Source organism: Azospira oryzae (assembly GCF_004217225.1).
Taxonomy (GTDB): domain Bacteria; phylum Pseudomonadota; class Gammaproteobacteria; order Burkholderiales; family Rhodocyclaceae; genus Azospira; species Azospira oryzae.
In genome coordinates this window covers 559,514-572,829 of sequence record NZ_SHKM01000001.1, presented here as the reverse complement: position 1 = coordinate 572,829, position 13,316 = coordinate 559,514, and the positions used below count along the sequence as shown (strand labels likewise).

The 13,316-nt window shown below is 67.8% G+C and carries 15 protein-coding genes and 1 riboswitch; of the genes, 11 read left to right on the top strand and 4 right to left on the bottom strand.

Features of this window, described 5'->3' with window-relative positions:
* Both EV678_RS02600 and EV678_RS02595 read left to right on the top strand, forming a co-directional pair.
* Positions 1–933, top strand: a complete 933-nt coding sequence (locus tag EV678_RS02600; RefSeq protein ID WP_165397440.1) for an ABC transporter ATP-binding protein — start codon at positions 1–3, stop codon at positions 931–933.
* 4 nt (positions 934–937) lie between these two features.
* Positions 938–2,095: an ABC transporter permease gene (locus EV678_RS02595; RefSeq protein ID WP_130458412.1), complete on the top strand. Its 1,158-nt coding sequence runs from the start codon at positions 938–940 to the stop codon at positions 2,093–2,095.
* A 4-nt stretch (positions 2,096–2,099) separates the two neighbouring features.
* Here EV678_RS02595 and EV678_RS02590 read toward each other — a convergent pair whose 3' ends face one another.
* Positions 2,100–3,011: an HDOD domain-containing protein gene (locus tag EV678_RS02590; RefSeq protein WP_130458411.1), complete on the bottom strand. Its 912-nt coding sequence runs from the start codon at positions 3,009–3,011 to the stop codon at positions 2,100–2,102.
* An 88-nt stretch (positions 3,012–3,099) separates the two neighbouring features.
* Positions 3,100–3,195: riboswitch (cyclic di-GMP riboswitch) on the bottom strand.
* 70 nt (positions 3,196–3,265) lie between these two features.
* A complete protein-coding gene (locus EV678_RS02585; protein WP_130458410.1) occupies positions 3,266–3,607 on the bottom strand; it encodes a YkgJ family cysteine cluster protein in 342 nt (113 codons plus the stop codon).
* Positions 3,608–3,990: 383 nt separating this feature from the next.
* Here EV678_RS02585 and EV678_RS02580 point away from each other — a divergent pair, with 383 nt between their 5' ends.
* Positions 3,991–4,584, top strand: a complete 594-nt coding sequence (locus EV678_RS02580; protein ID WP_014237391.1) for a DUF6776 family protein — start codon at positions 3,991–3,993, stop codon at positions 4,582–4,584.
* Positions 4,581–5,030 (top strand): bactofilin family protein, encoded by a 450-nt coding sequence (locus EV678_RS02575; RefSeq protein WP_130458409.1) that lies wholly within the window; start codon positions 4,581–4,583, stop codon positions 5,028–5,030. The genes EV678_RS02580 and EV678_RS02575 overlap by 4 nt, the downstream gene beginning before the upstream one ends.
* Positions 5,031–5,059: 29 nt before the next feature.
* Here the strand turns inward: EV678_RS02575 and EV678_RS02570 are convergent, their stop codons facing one another.
* Positions 5,060–6,022: a tRNA dihydrouridine synthase gene (locus EV678_RS02570; RefSeq protein ID WP_130458408.1), complete on the bottom strand. Its 963-nt coding sequence runs from the start codon at positions 6,020–6,022 to the stop codon at positions 5,060–5,062.
* 151 nt (positions 6,023–6,173) lie between these two features.
* On the opposite strand from EV678_RS02570, the gene upp reads away from it, so the two are divergent.
* The 3 genes from upp to EV678_RS02555 are packed head-to-tail and all read left to right on the top strand — an operon-like array spanning position 6,174 to position 9,242.
* Positions 6,174–6,800: a uracil phosphoribosyltransferase gene (gene upp, locus EV678_RS02565; RefSeq protein WP_014237388.1), complete on the top strand. Its 627-nt coding sequence runs from the start codon at positions 6,174–6,176 to the stop codon at positions 6,798–6,800.
* Positions 6,801–6,810: 10 nt separating this feature from the next.
* Complete coding sequence (locus tag EV678_RS02560) at positions 6,811–8,052, top strand: uracil-xanthine permease family protein (RefSeq protein WP_130458407.1); 1,242 nt, start codon at positions 6,811–6,813, stop codon at positions 8,050–8,052.
* Positions 8,053–8,090: 38 nt separating this feature from the next.
* Positions 8,091–9,242 (top strand): META domain-containing protein, encoded by a 1,152-nt coding sequence (locus tag EV678_RS02555; RefSeq protein ID WP_130458406.1) that lies wholly within the window; start codon positions 8,091–8,093, stop codon positions 9,240–9,242.
* A 97-nt stretch (positions 9,243–9,339) separates the two neighbouring features.
* Here the strand turns inward: EV678_RS02555 and EV678_RS02550 are convergent, their stop codons facing one another.
* A complete protein-coding gene (locus EV678_RS02550; protein WP_130458405.1) occupies positions 9,340–10,188 on the bottom strand; it encodes a 3-hydroxybutyryl-CoA dehydrogenase in 849 nt (282 codons plus the stop codon).
* A gap of 131 nt (positions 10,189–10,319) precedes the next feature.
* On the opposite strand from EV678_RS02550, the gene EV678_RS02545 reads away from it, so the two are divergent.
* From EV678_RS02545 to EV678_RS02530, 4 genes are all read left to right on the top strand, one after another.
* Entirely contained in the window at positions 10,320–11,447 is a 1,128-nt protein-coding gene (locus tag EV678_RS02545; protein WP_130458404.1) for an NAD(P)/FAD-dependent oxidoreductase, read from the top strand.
* A 57-nt stretch (positions 11,448–11,504) separates the two neighbouring features.
* Positions 11,505–12,362 (top strand): UDP-2,3-diacylglucosamine diphosphatase, encoded by an 858-nt coding sequence (locus tag EV678_RS02540; RefSeq protein WP_014237383.1) that lies wholly within the window; start codon positions 11,505–11,507, stop codon positions 12,360–12,362.
* A gap of 76 nt (positions 12,363–12,438) precedes the next feature.
* Entirely contained in the window at positions 12,439–12,909 is a 471-nt protein-coding gene (locus tag EV678_RS02535) for a putative toxin-antitoxin system toxin component, PIN family (protein ID WP_130458403.1), read from the top strand.
* A gap of 90 nt (positions 12,910–12,999) precedes the next feature.
* Complete coding sequence (locus tag EV678_RS02530) at positions 13,000–13,239, top strand: hypothetical protein (RefSeq protein WP_014237381.1); 240 nt, start codon at positions 13,000–13,002, stop codon at positions 13,237–13,239.
* Positions 13,240–13,316: the final 77 nt, after the last annotated feature.

Here is a 13,316-nt window from a genome sequence, read left to right as displayed (position 1 = left end):
ATGAACGACTCCCCGCTGGTCATCGACGTCACCGGCATCAACAAGCACTTCGGCGACAAGCACGTGGTGAAGGACCTGGCGCTGCAGGTGCGGCGGGGGGAAATCTTCGGCTTCCTCGGCCCCAACGGCAGCGGCAAGACCACCTCCATCCGCATGCTGTGCGGCCTGCTGACGCCGGACAGCGGCCAGGGCACCTGCCTGGGTCTGGACGTGTTGCGGGAGAGCGCCGCCATCAAGCGCCAGGTGGGCTACATGACCCAGAAGTTCTCCCTGTGGGACGACCTCACCATCGGCGAGAACCTGGATTTCGTCGCCCGCATGTTCGGCATGGAGCGGCGCCGGGAGGCGGTGGACCGGGCCCTGGAGGAACTGGGCCTGGCCGGCCGCCGCAGCCAGCTGGCCGGCACCCTTTCCGGCGGCTGGAAGCAGCGCCTGGCCCTGGCCTCCTGCCTGCTGCACCGGCCCCGGCTCTTGCTCCTGGACGAGCCCACCGCCGGGGTGGATCCCAAGGCCCGGCGCGACTTCTGGGAGGAAATCCACCGCCTCTCCGCCGCCGGCATCACGGTGCTCGTATCCACCCATTACATGGACGAGGCCGAGCGCTGCCACCGTCTCGCCTACATCGCCTACGGCACCCTGCTGGCCTCGGGCACGGCGGAGCAGGTGGTGGCGGCCCAGGGCCTGCACACCCGGGAAATCAGCGGCGCCAGCCTGCACGGCCTGGGGGAGGCGCTGCGCGGCTTGCCCGGGGTGGATCTGGTGGCCAGCTTCGGCAACGTGCTCCACGTCAGCGGCCGCGACGAGGCCCGGCTGCAAGCCAGTCTGGAAGCCTTCCTCCAGGGCAAGCCCCTGGAGATGGCCGTCGTTCCTGCATCTCTGGAGGATGCCTTCATCCACCTCATGCAGGGCAGTCCGGATCCGTTCCAGGGGTAATGCCATGAAACAGCGTCTGCAGAATTTCTCCCAAGCCTTCTCCTTCACCTTCTCCTTTTCCCGCTGGTTCGGCATCCTGCTCAAGGAGTTCATCCAGCTGAAGCGGGACCGGCTCACCTTCGGCATGATCGTCGGCATTCCCATCATCCAGCTGCTGCTGTTCGGCTTCGCCATCAACTCCGACCCCAAGCACCTGCCCACCGCCATCGTCATGGCCGACCCGGGCCCCTTCGCCCGCTCCTATGTGGCGGCGATGCAGAACAGCGACTACTTCAAGATCGTCGGCGGCGTGGACGAAAAAGAGGCCAACGCCCTGCTGGACCGCAGCCAGGTGCAGTTCGTCGTCACCTTCACACCCGGCTTCCACCGGGACCTGGTGCGGGGCAAGGCGCCGACCCTGCTGGTGGAGGCGGACGCCACCGATCCCATGGCCGCCGGCGGCGCCATTTCGGTGCTCAACAGACTGGGACTGGAAGTTTTCGCCCCCGACCTGCCGGGGCTGGAAAAGACCGCGACGCCGCCCCTGGACCTGCGGGTGCACCGCCGCTACAACCCGGAAGGGCTCACCTCCTACAACGTGGTGCCGGGCCTCCTGGGGGTGATCCTGACCATGACCATGGTGCTGATGACCGGCCTGGCCATGACCCGGGAGCGGGAACGGGGCACCTTCGAGAACCTGCTGGCGACACCGGCCACCCCGGTGGAGGTGATGACCGGCAAGATCGTGCCCTACATCCTCATCGGCCTGATCCAGGTGACCCTGATCCTGCTCGCCGCCCGCTTCATTTTCGACGTGCCCATGCACGGCAACCTGTTGCTGCTCTACGCCGTGGTACTGCTCTTCATCTGCGCCAACCTGACCCTGGGCATCACCTTCAGCTCCATCGCCCGCAACCAGTTGCAGGCCATGCAGATGACCTTCTTTTTCTTCCTGCCCTCCATGCTGCTCTCAGGCTTCATGTTCCCCTTCCGCGGCATGCCGGAGTGGGCCCAGGTGGTGGGCAATGTCCTGCCCCTCACCCATTTCCTAGTGCTGGTGCGGGGCATCCTGCTCAAGGGCAACGGCATCGACATGGTGTGGAGCAGCGTCTGGCCGATCCTGGCCTTCATCGCCGTGGTGCTGGGTATCGGCCTGCGCACCTTCCGCCGCACCCTGGACTGAAAACCTAGCCCCGGGCGGCGATGACGTCGCCCAGTTCCTCCAGCAGTTCCGGGTACAGCTCTTCCAGTTCGCCGTCGTCGAAACCCAGGTAGGCAAAAGCCTGCTCGCCCCACAGCTGCCACTCGGACTCCTCCGCCACGCCCAGGTAGCGGGCGGCCAGGTGCTCGGCCAGCAGGGACAGGGCGATCAGGGTGCGCACCTCGGCCGGCTCCCACTCGTCCTCCAGCAGGGTCAGGTCGTGGTGGCCGCGGATGGCGCGGACGATCTTCTCCGGCAGCTGCCAATTGTGGGCCAGCATGGCGCCCACCATGACATGGCTGGTGGCATGGCGCTCGAACTCCACCTCGGGCACCGGCAGGCTGGAATGGTTGGCGGCCATGAGGGTTTCCTTGTAATCGGGGAAACGCTGCATGAGGATGGGAATGCCGCAGTCGTGGAAGAGGCCGAAGGTGTAGGCATCCTCCACCGAGGTGCCGGGCAGGCGCCGGGCCAGGCAGCCGCAGATGGCGGCGTGCAGGTTGGAGCGTTCCCAGAAGCGCTCCATGCTGACCCCGCCGCCCTTGCCCAGGCTGCGCTGCAGCTCCAGGCCGGTGACCACCTTGAGAATGTTCTTCAGGCCCAGCACGGCCACCGCCTGCTGCACCGACTGCACCTTGGAGCGCAGGGCGAAGAAGGGGGAATTGGCGGTCTTCATCATGGACGCCGCCAGGCTGACGTCGCCGCTGATGAGACGGTTGATGCGCTGGAAATCCACGTCATCCTGGCGCGCCTCCTCCATCAGGGAAAGGACCACGCTGGGGCACGGCGGAATGGTGACGGTACTGAGGATGCCGTTGACGGTCTCCAGCTCGATGCTGGCTGCCATGGCAAGGGGAGCGGACGCCCCCGGGGAAAGCTCCGGAACTTCAGCAAACATGACCAACCTCCCAAACTCAATGGTTAGAGGGAATACACGTGGCTTGCGCCGAAGTCTCCTCGCAACCGGCCCGGGATGGCACGTTGCTTATGGCAGTCCCGCCGTCTTGGAGCGCCCTTGCCGACGCCCGGTAGACCGGTGACTTTGCGCCCCCGCCTTTCGTACGGGTTTGCCTTTATCAATGGCGCCAACATTAGCACCGGGGCCGGCGGGGGGTCAATCGGGAGCGGCCCGCCAGCGCCGCGGCAAGGGTCTCAGGCAGGGTCCGCCAGGGGCGGCAAACCGTGCTTCTGCCGGGCCCGGGCGCAGGCCTCGTCGGTGATGCCCAGTTCTGCCAGGGGATTGAATTCGCGGCAGGGCGAGGGACGCTGGGCATAACGGCTGCAGGAGACGGCCACCCCCACCTCGCCGCTGAGGGCGACGCAGCGGGGCGGGCTGGCATCTGTGCCGGCCATGCGCACCAGATGGGGCGTCACGGGCACCGTCAGGGCCAGGGGAATGCCGCCCTCCCAGGCGAAATTCCCGCCCTCCAGCTCGGCCGGATGGAAATCGACGCGGTAGGCGGCGCAGCAGGCGCCGCAGGACTGACAGACCATGACATGACTCGGATCAGAAGGGCCGCAGCCGGGCCCGGGGAACGCGCCGCAAGGGTTTGCGGGCGCCCATCATACCCAAGCCCGGGCCGCTTGAAAGCAGGAACATTGGGGCAAAAAACACCGCCGGCAGCGGCCGTCCTCTCCCCCTAGGAATCACCCTAGGTAGTTTTTTTTGAAAAAAACATTTAATTTCATGGCTATGCTGCCGATATCTTGAGAAACAGCTTGAAGCATGGGGTCAATTGGGAAACAATCCGCCCCCCAAAGTCTTCTCAGCCAAGCCGAAATTCGTGCCCAGCCAGGAAGCCGCACCCTGCTGAACCGCCAAGCCATCCGGGCCGCGGTTAACTGACTGATAAAACTTTTACGACCGTTCGCGACCGATGCTGCCGACCCCCACCGTCCGGATCGAAGTCCCCAAACCCCTGTGGCACCGCGTGCTGCAGAAGCTGGCCATGGCCGGCGGCGTACTGCTGGCCTTGGCCCTGGCCTTCCGCGCCGGTCAGCATTTCCCCCTGCCTCCGGCAGCGGAGCCGGTCCCGGTGGCCATGGCCGTGCCGGCACCGCCGGAGCCCGCCGTGGCGGCAGCTCCCGCACCCCTGCCCCCGGCAGCGCCGGATGCCTCCCCGGCCGAACAGGACGGACTGGAACTGAAGGCCTTTAGCGTGGCCCAGGACCCGGCACTGCCGGGCCAGCTGCGTTACCGCCTGACCCTGGCCAATAGCGGCCGCAAATTCAACGGCACCCTGCAATTCGCAGTGGCTGGAGAACAAGAGGGCAAACCGGCGACCTGGCGCTATCCCGCCGCCGGCGATGCCCCGGACCCGAAGTTGAAAGTGGAAGTCAGCCGTTTCCTCAGAACTGCAGGTGTCATCCCCCTACCGGACGGCTTCACGCCGCGCAACGTCACGGTAGATCTTCTCGAACCCAGCGGGGTTCGTTTGAGCCAACAGACAAGGATGGGACGTACATCATGAAAAATTCCAAACCCCTGCGCTTCGGCGCCAACGGTCTGCCCGACGTCGCCATGAAGGGCGTCATCCCCACCGGTACCACGGTCCACGGCGAAGTCGATTTCTGCGGCGGCCTGTGGGTGGACGGCAACGTGCGCGGCGACCTGCGCGGCAAGGAAGGCGAGACCCCGGTCATCGTGGTTAACCAACAGGCCTTCGTCAAAGGCCACCTGCTGGCCGACCACGTGGTGGTCTATGGCACCGTCAGCGGCAATATCGAGGCCCGGGAAACCCTCTTCCTCGGCCCCACCGCCAAGGTCAAGGGCGGCCACGTGCGCTACGGCGAGCTGACCATCAGCGAGGGCGCCACCCTCACCGGGCATCTGGTGTGCAACAAGGTGGCCGAGGTCCAGGTCGAGCAGGACGAAGCGGCTCCCCGCCGCGTCACCAAGGTGCGCTCCACGGGCTGAGCGCCCATGGCCGGCGCCGGACCTCGGCCTCAGGCCACCGGCGCGGGCAGGATGCCGGCGGCAGCCAGGCCGGCCTCCACCGCGGCGCAGTCCCGGGCGGGGCGGATGCGCTGATACAGGGCTTCGGCTTCGGGCCAGGTCCGCCGCAGCAAACCCAGCCACAGTTTGATGCGCCCCGGGCAATGCCGGGGTTCCAGTTTGGCGGTGACCCGCCGCCAGAAGTCGGCCAGGGCCGGCTCCACCACTGCCCAGGCCTCGGCCCCGGCAATCGCCTCCCCCTTGATGCGCCGCGCCAGCAGCGGATCGGCCACCGCGCCGCGGCCGAGCATGACGTCGGCGCAGCCCGAAACCTCCCGGATTCCCTCCCAGTCGGCCACGTTCCACACCTCGCCGTTGGCCACCACCGGCACTGCCACCGCTTCGGCGATGCGGGCGATCCAATGCCAGTGGGCCGGCGGCGTGTAGCCCTCCTCCTTGGTCCGGGCATGCACCACCAACTCGGCGGCGCCGCCCGTGGCCAGGGCCAGGGCGCAGTCCAGGGTGCGGGCTGTGTCCTTCACCCCCAGGCGCATCTTCGCTGTCAGCGGCACTTGCGGCGGCATGGCCCGGCGCACCGTGGCGACGATGGTATGCAGCAGTTCCGGATCGTTGAGCAGGATGGCGCCGCCGCCGTGGCGATTGACCATGGGTGCCGGACAGCCGAAGTTGAGGTCCACCGCCAGGGGGCCGAACTCTGCCGCCCGGGCGGCGTTCTCGGCCAGGCAGACGGGGTCGGAACCGAGCAGCTGGATCGCCACCGGCGTGCCGGCGCCGGTGCGGCCGGCGTTGTCCAGTTCCGGCGCCATGCGGCGGAAGGCGCGGGCGGGCAGGAGGGCATCGGTGACGCGGATGAATTCGGTGACGCACCAGTCGTAACCGCCGATGGCCGTCAGCACCTCCCGCATCACGTCGTCTGCCAGGCCCTGCATGGGGGCCAGCGCCAGTCTTGCCATGTCGCTGATTTACCGAAAAAAAGAGGGCGTATTCTACCCAAGGCACGGCCGCCCGGCGCAGGAAATGTCCGGAATCTCCGCGGCGCCACGCGCCAGGGACACGCCAATGGATTATCCTTGCGCGGTTTGCCCCCGTTTTTACGAGATCACCATGGCCGTCATCGAAGTCCAGCATCCCCTGGTCCAGCACAAAATCGGTCTCATGCGCGCCGCCGACATGAGCACCAAGAAATTCCGCGAACTCACCGCCGAACTGGCCCGCCTCCTCACCTACGAAACCTGTCGCGACTTCGAAGTGGAAAGCGTCACCATCGACGGCTGGGCCGGACCGGTGGAAGTGCAGCGCCTGAAGGGCAAGAAGGTCACCGTGGTGCCCATCCTGCGGGCCGGCTTGGGCATGCTGGACGGGGTCCTGGACCTCATTCCCAGCGCCAAGGTGAGCGTGGTGGGCATCGCCCGCAATGAGGAAACCCTCATGCCGGAACCTTATTTCGAGCGCTTCGTCGGCTCCCTGGACGAACGCCTGGCCCTCATCATCGACCCCATGCTGGCCACCGGCGGCTCCCTCATCGCCACCATCGACATGTTGAAGCGCAAGGGCTGCGCCCACGTCCGCGCCATCTGCCTGGTGGCGGCGCCGGAAGGCATCGCCAAGCTGCAGGCCGCCCACCCCGATGTGGACGTCTATGTGGCGGCCATCGACAGCCACCTCAACGAGCACGGCTACATCATCCCGGGCCTGGGGGATGCGGGCGACAAGATCTTCGGCACCAAGTAGGGCGGCGACCATGACCCAGAAACCCGATCCGACCTGGCGCACCGCCCTTTCCGGCGCCCAGATTCTCTTCGTCGCCTTCGGCGCCACCGTGCTGGTGCCCCTGCTCACCGGCCTCAACCCCAGCCTGGCCCTGCTCGGCGCCGGCGTCGGCACCCTCATCTTCCAGATCTGCACCAGGCGCCAGGTGCCCATCTACCTGGGCTCCTCCTTCGCCTTCATCGCCCCGGTGATCTACTCGGTGCAGACCTGGGGCATGCCCGCCACCCTGGGCGCCCTGGCCTCCGCCTCCTTCTTCTACTACGTCGCCGCCGCCCTGGTGAAGTGGCGCGGCGTCGGCCTCATCCACCGCCTGCTGCCGCCGGTGGTGATCGGTCCCGTGGTCATGGTGATCGGCCTGGGCCTGGCCCAGGTGGCGGTGAACATGGCCACCGGCAAGGCCGGCGAGCAGCAGGTGGTGCCCTACGACACGGCCCTGGCGGTAGCCGCCATCGCCCTGGTGGCCACCATGCTCACCGCCATCCGCGCCAGGGGCCTGCTCAAGCTGGTGCCCATCCTGGTGGGCGTGGCCGTGGGCTATGTGGCCGCCTTCTTCTTCGGCATCGTCGATTTCACCAAGGTGCATGAGGCCGCCTGGCTGGCCGTGCCCCAGTTCGGCAGCCCCGAGTTCAACCTGGCCGCCATCCTCTTCATGATTCCCGTGGCCATCGCCCCCATCGTCGAGCACGTCGGCGGCATCCTGGCGGTGGGCTCGGTGGTGGGCAAGGACTACACCCAATCCCCCGGCCTGCATCGCACCCTGCTGGGGGACGGCCTGGCGGTCAATGTGGTGGGCCTCTTCGGCGGCCCTCCGGTGACCACCTACGGCGAGGTCACGGGCGCCGTCATGCTGACCCGCAACTACAACCCGGTGATCATGACCTGGGCCGCCGGCTTCGCCATCCTCATGGCCTTCGTCGGCAAGTTCGGCGCCCTGCTGCAGACCATTCCCATGCCGGTCATGGGCGGCATCATGGTGCTGCTGTTCGGCTCCATCGCCGGTATCGGCCTGAAGACCCTGATGGATGCCCGCACCGACCTGATGAATCCGCGCAACCTGTGCATCGTCTCCGTCACCCTGGTCACCGGCATCGGCGGCCTGAGCGTCACCATCGGCAGTTTCAGCCTGCAGGGCATCAGCCTGTGCGGCGTGCTGGCGGTGCTGCTCAACCTGATCCTGCCCCAGGCGCCGGAAGGCACCGATCCGGCCATCTGAACCCTTACAACCGTTCTGCCATCCGCACAAGGAAAGCCATGGGTCATCCGTCAAAACCTGCCGTCCCGACCTCCTGCCACCCCTTTCAGCCTCTGCACCTCGTCCTCCTGGGGCTGGGCCTGGGTTGGGGCCTCGCCGCCCAGGCGGCGCCGCCGGCCCTGCCCGCCACCTACATCGGGGAAATGCCCTGCGCCAATTGTGTCGGCGTGGATTGGCAGCTGGACCTGGAGGCGGACCACAGCTTCCAGCTGAGCCAGGCTTACCGGGGCAAGGGCGTCACCGCCGCGGTGCGCCGCAACGGCCGCTGGAGCCTGGATGCCAAGGGCGACGTCCTGACCCTGGAAGCCCCCGGTAGCGACAGCACCCGCCTGTCCGTGCAAAACCCGGAACGCCTGCGTCTGCTCGACGGCGAGAGCCGCTCCATCGCCAGCCGTCACAACTACGAACTGGTGCGTCTGCCCCAGGCCCTGCCGGCCCGGGTCTCGGGCACCCTCACCGGCCTCTACAGCCGCCAGGGCAAGGAAGGCAGCATCCGCCTCTGCGCTCCGGGCTCGCCCCAGTTCCCCGTCGCCGCCGAAGCGGCCTACGGGGTCCTGGAGTCGGCGGCCGGCAAGCTCGGCCGGGAGGTGGGAGAAGCCCAGCTGGTGCGCTTCGCCGGCCACCTGGCAAGCCGTCGCGACGGCCAGGTCAAGGTGGTGGTGGACCGCTTCTACGGCGTCTGGCCCCAGGCAGGCTGCCCCGGCAGCGACGCCGTGGCAGCAGCCCGGCCGGCCGCCTCCCCGGCGACGGCCAAGGCAGGTGCCGGCGGCACCGCCAGCCCGGCGGCAGCATCGGCGCCCCTGCCCCTGGTCGGCACCACCTGGCGCCTGGTTCAGCTGGACGGCAAGCCCCTCAGCCGCCACCGGGGCAATCTGGCGCCCCACCTGCTGCTCCAGGCCGACGGCCGGGTCAGCGGCGCCGGCGGCTGCAACAGGATTCTCGGCAGCTACGAACTGAAGGGCCAGCGCATCGGCTTTTCCCAGATGGGCGGCACCCTGATGGCCTGCATGCACCACATGGACGAGGAGCAGGCCTTCCTCAACACCCTGGGCTGGGCGCAAAGCTGGCAGATCAGCGACCGCCACCTGCTGCTGCGGGACGGCGACGGCAAGGCCATTGCCGTGTTCCAGGCCGGCAGCGTCGACAAGTAAAAGCGGCAGGCAAAAGAAAAGGCGGCGGGGAGTCAGACTCCCCGCCGCCTTTTTTACGACCGCAGCCCGGCTGCGCTCAGGCCATGGCGACCGCGGCTCAGTAGGTGTAGAAGCCCTTGCCGGTCTTGCGGCCCAGGTAACCGGCTTCCACCATTTCCACCAGCAGGGGGGCGGGACGGTACTTGGGATCCTTGGTGCCTTCGAACAGCACCTGCATCACGGCCAGTTCCACATCCAGACCGATCATGTCGCACAGGGCCAGGGGGCCGATGGGGTGGTTGCAGCCCAGCTTCATGGCGTCGTCGATGGCGGCCGCATCGGCCAGGCCTTCGCCCAGGGCGAAGATGGCTTCGTTGATCATGGGGCAGAGCAGGCGGTTCACCACGAAGCCCGGGCTGTTCTTCACTTCCACCGGGGTCTTGCCGACGGCCTTGGAGAGCGTCTCCACGGCGGCGTAGGTGGCATCGGAGGTCTGCAGGCCGCGGATCACTTCCACCAGGGCCATCATCGGCACCGGGTTGAAGAAGTGCATGCCGATGACCTGGGCGGGACGCTTGGTGGTGGCGGCCAGCTTGGTGATGGAGATGGAGGAGGTGTTGGATGCGATGATGGCCTCGGGCTTGGCCAACTCGTCCAGCTGCTTGAAGATCTTGGTCTTCAGCTCGAAGTTCTCGGTGGCGGCCTCGATGATCAGGTCCACACCCTTCAGGGCGGCCACGTCGGTGGCGGTCTGGATCTTGGCCAGGGCGGCGGCCTTCTGCTCGGCCGTCATCTTTTCTTTCTTGATCAGGCGGTCCAGGCTGCCGGAAATGGTGGCCACGCCCTTCTGCACGGCGGCCTCGGAAATGTCGGTCAGGATGACGTCAAAGCCGGAGACGGCGAAAGCCTGGGCGATGCCGTTGCCCATGGTGCCGGCGCCAACGATACCGATAGTCTTCAGTTCCATGTATGTCCCTCTGCAAGCGTTGTGGGTAATTTCCATACCGTGACGTATGGCGAACCGCTACTCTACCGCAGTGCACCGCAGCAATCCAGCCCTCGGCTAGAATCCGCCGATCCAGTGACAGAAAGCGGGCGATGACGGAACGGACGGGAGCGGTGGTGATCGGCGCCGGAGTGGTGGGCCTGGCCTGCGCCCGGGAACTGGCGCGGCGCGGCATCGACACGGTGATGGTGGAAAAGAACACCGCTTTCGGCCAGGAGACCAGCGCCCGCAACAGCGAAGTCATCCACGCCGGCCTCTACTACCCGAGCGGCTCCCATAAGGCAGCCCTGTGCCTGCGGGGGCGGGAACTGCTCTACGCTTTCTGCCGCACCCACCAGGTGGCCCACCGGGCCTGCGGCAAGCTCATCGTCGCCACCTCGACGGCCCAGGAAGCCGGCCTCGACGCCCTGCAGCGCCAGGGCGAGGCCAACGGCGTGACGGACCTGCGCCGTCTCGACGCCGCCCAGGCCCGGGCCCTGGAACCGGCCCTGCGCTGCAGCGCCGCCCTGCTCTCCCCTGCCACCGGCATCGTGGACAGCCACGGCTTCATGCTGGCCCTGCTGGGCGAAGCCGAAAGCGCCGGCGCCGCCCTGGCCCTGCGCAGCCCCTTTCGGGGAGCCCGGCGCCACGGCGGCCTCTGGCGGATCAGCATCGGCGGCGAGGCGCCCCTGGAACTGGACGCGGCCATCCTGATCAACGCCGCCGGCCTGCACGCCACCCAGGTGGCGGCCGGCATCGAAGGGCTGGCCCCGACGGCCATCCCCCCGGCCCATTACGCCAAAGGCAACTACTACGCCCTGGCCGGCCGCGCCCCCTTTTCCCGCCTGGTCTATCCCCTGCCCGAGCCCGGCGGCCTGGGCGTGCACCTGACCCTGGACCTGGGCGGCCAGGCCCGCTTCGGCCCGGATGTGGAATGGCTGGCGACCCGGGACCCGCAAGCCCTGGACTACCGGGTCGATCCCCGCCGCGCCGACGCCTTCTACGCCGAAGTGCGGCGCTACTGGCCGCAGCTGCCCGACAACGCCCTGCAGCCGGCCTACAGCGGCGTGCGCCCGAAAATCAGCGGCCCCGGTGCGGCGGCGGCGGACTTCTGCCTGCAGGGGCCGGAGCAGCACGGGCTGGCCGGCCTGATCAACCTGTTCGGCATCGAATCCCCGGGCCTCACCGCCTCCCTGGCCATCGCCGAAGCCGTCGCCGCCCAACTGCCAGGACTTCACTGAAACGCCGCCGAAACGTCACAAGACCGTCATTTTCGGCCGGCACACTTGCGTCCAACCATGCCGCAAGTACGAGCCATCTTCATCTCCGACATCCACCTGGGCACCCGGGCGTGCCAGGCGGACCGCCTCCTCGATTTCCTGCGCGAACACCCCTCCGAATACCTGTACATGGTGGGCGACATCATCGACTTCTGGTCCATGAGCCGCGGCGTATACTGGACCACGGCCCAGAACACGGTGGTGCAGAAGGTGCTGCGCCGGGCCCGCCACGGTGACAAGGTGGTGCTGATCCCCGGCAACCACGACGAGGCCCTGCGGGAACACGACGGCACCGACTTCGGCGGCATCCAGGTACGCAACGAGCACATCCACACCACCGCCGCCGGCCAGCGCTTCCTGCTCATCCACGGCGACGAGTTCGACCAGGTGACCCGCTACCACCGCTGGGTCGCCGTCCTCGGCGACATGGCCTACAACACCCTGGTGCGCATCAACACCAGCCTCTCCTGGGTCCGGCGCCGGCTCGGCATGAGCGGCTACTGGTCCCTCGCCGGCTACGCCAAGCGCAAGGTCAAGACCGCCATCAACTTCATCTTCGACTTCGAGGATTCGGTGATCCGGGCGGTGCGGGAGCGGGGCCTGGACGGCGTCATCTGCGGCCACATCCACTGGGCCGCCCTGCGCCCCATGGACGGCGTCACCTACATCAACTGCGGCGACTGGGTGGATTCCTGCACCGCCATCGTCGAACACCTGGATGGCAGCCTGGAGCTGGTGGAATGGGGCAATGCCCGTCCCGCCCAGGCCCGCCAGCCCCTGCTCGACGGCTTGGAGGGCAAGCCGGAAGGCGCGCCGATAGTCGATCTCCCGGACCTGCCCCTGCCCGTGCCCGGCCTCACCCGCTCCGGCGAATAGGCAGGCCGGGACGGCCGTCGCCGGCGCCCCTCCGGTAGAATGGCGCCCTCCGCCGCTCTGGACCTGCCCCGCCGCCATGCCCGCCACCGATTACCCGTCCGTACCCCAACGCTGGGTGCTGGACACCAACGTGGTCCTCGACCTCTACATGTTCGAGGAACCCTCGGTGCAGCCCCTGGCCCGGGAACTGGCTGCCGGCCGGGCCGTGGCCCTGGCCAACGGCGCCACCCTGGACGAACTGGCCCGGGTGCTGGCCTATCCCCAGTTCAAGGTGGAGCCGGCACGGCAGGCCGCCATCTACGCCGCCTACGCCGCCCTGGCCCAGCGCCAGCCGGACGACGTGACAGCGCCGCCCCTGCCCAAATGCCGGGACCGGGACGACCAGAAGTTCATCGAACTGGCGGTCACCGCCGGCGCCCACTGGCTGCTCTCCAAGGACAAGCTGGTGCTCAAGCTGGCCCGCCGCCGCAGCGCCCTGGGCCAGTTGCAGATACTCACCCCCCAGGCCGCCCTGGCGCGCCTGGCGGCCCCGCCGGAAGCCGCCTAGGGACTGGCCTGCCGCCCGCCGGCGAAAATTCTCCTGGCCGCCGTCGCAAATAGGCCTATGATTTAAGTGTTATCTCGCAGGAGTCATCCCATGGTTCAGGCAGTCAGCAGTCAAAGCAGCTCCCTCCAGACCCAGCAGTTGCAGCAGACCCAGCAAACGGCCGAGACCCGCCAGGTCGAGCGCAAGGAGCAGGAAAGCAAGGCCGAGGATCGCCGGGAGCCGGTGGAAGAATCCACCAAGGTCAGCCTGGGGCAGCAAGGCCCCTCCGGCAGCGTCGCGCCCAGCCGGTCGCCGACCCAGATGTACGCCTCCGTCGCCGGCATGATGTAAGGCTTTACGCCGCCGCCAGCGCTGCCGCCCATGGGCGGCAGTGTCGTTTCTGCCTTTTGCAGTTGGCCCAATCGACC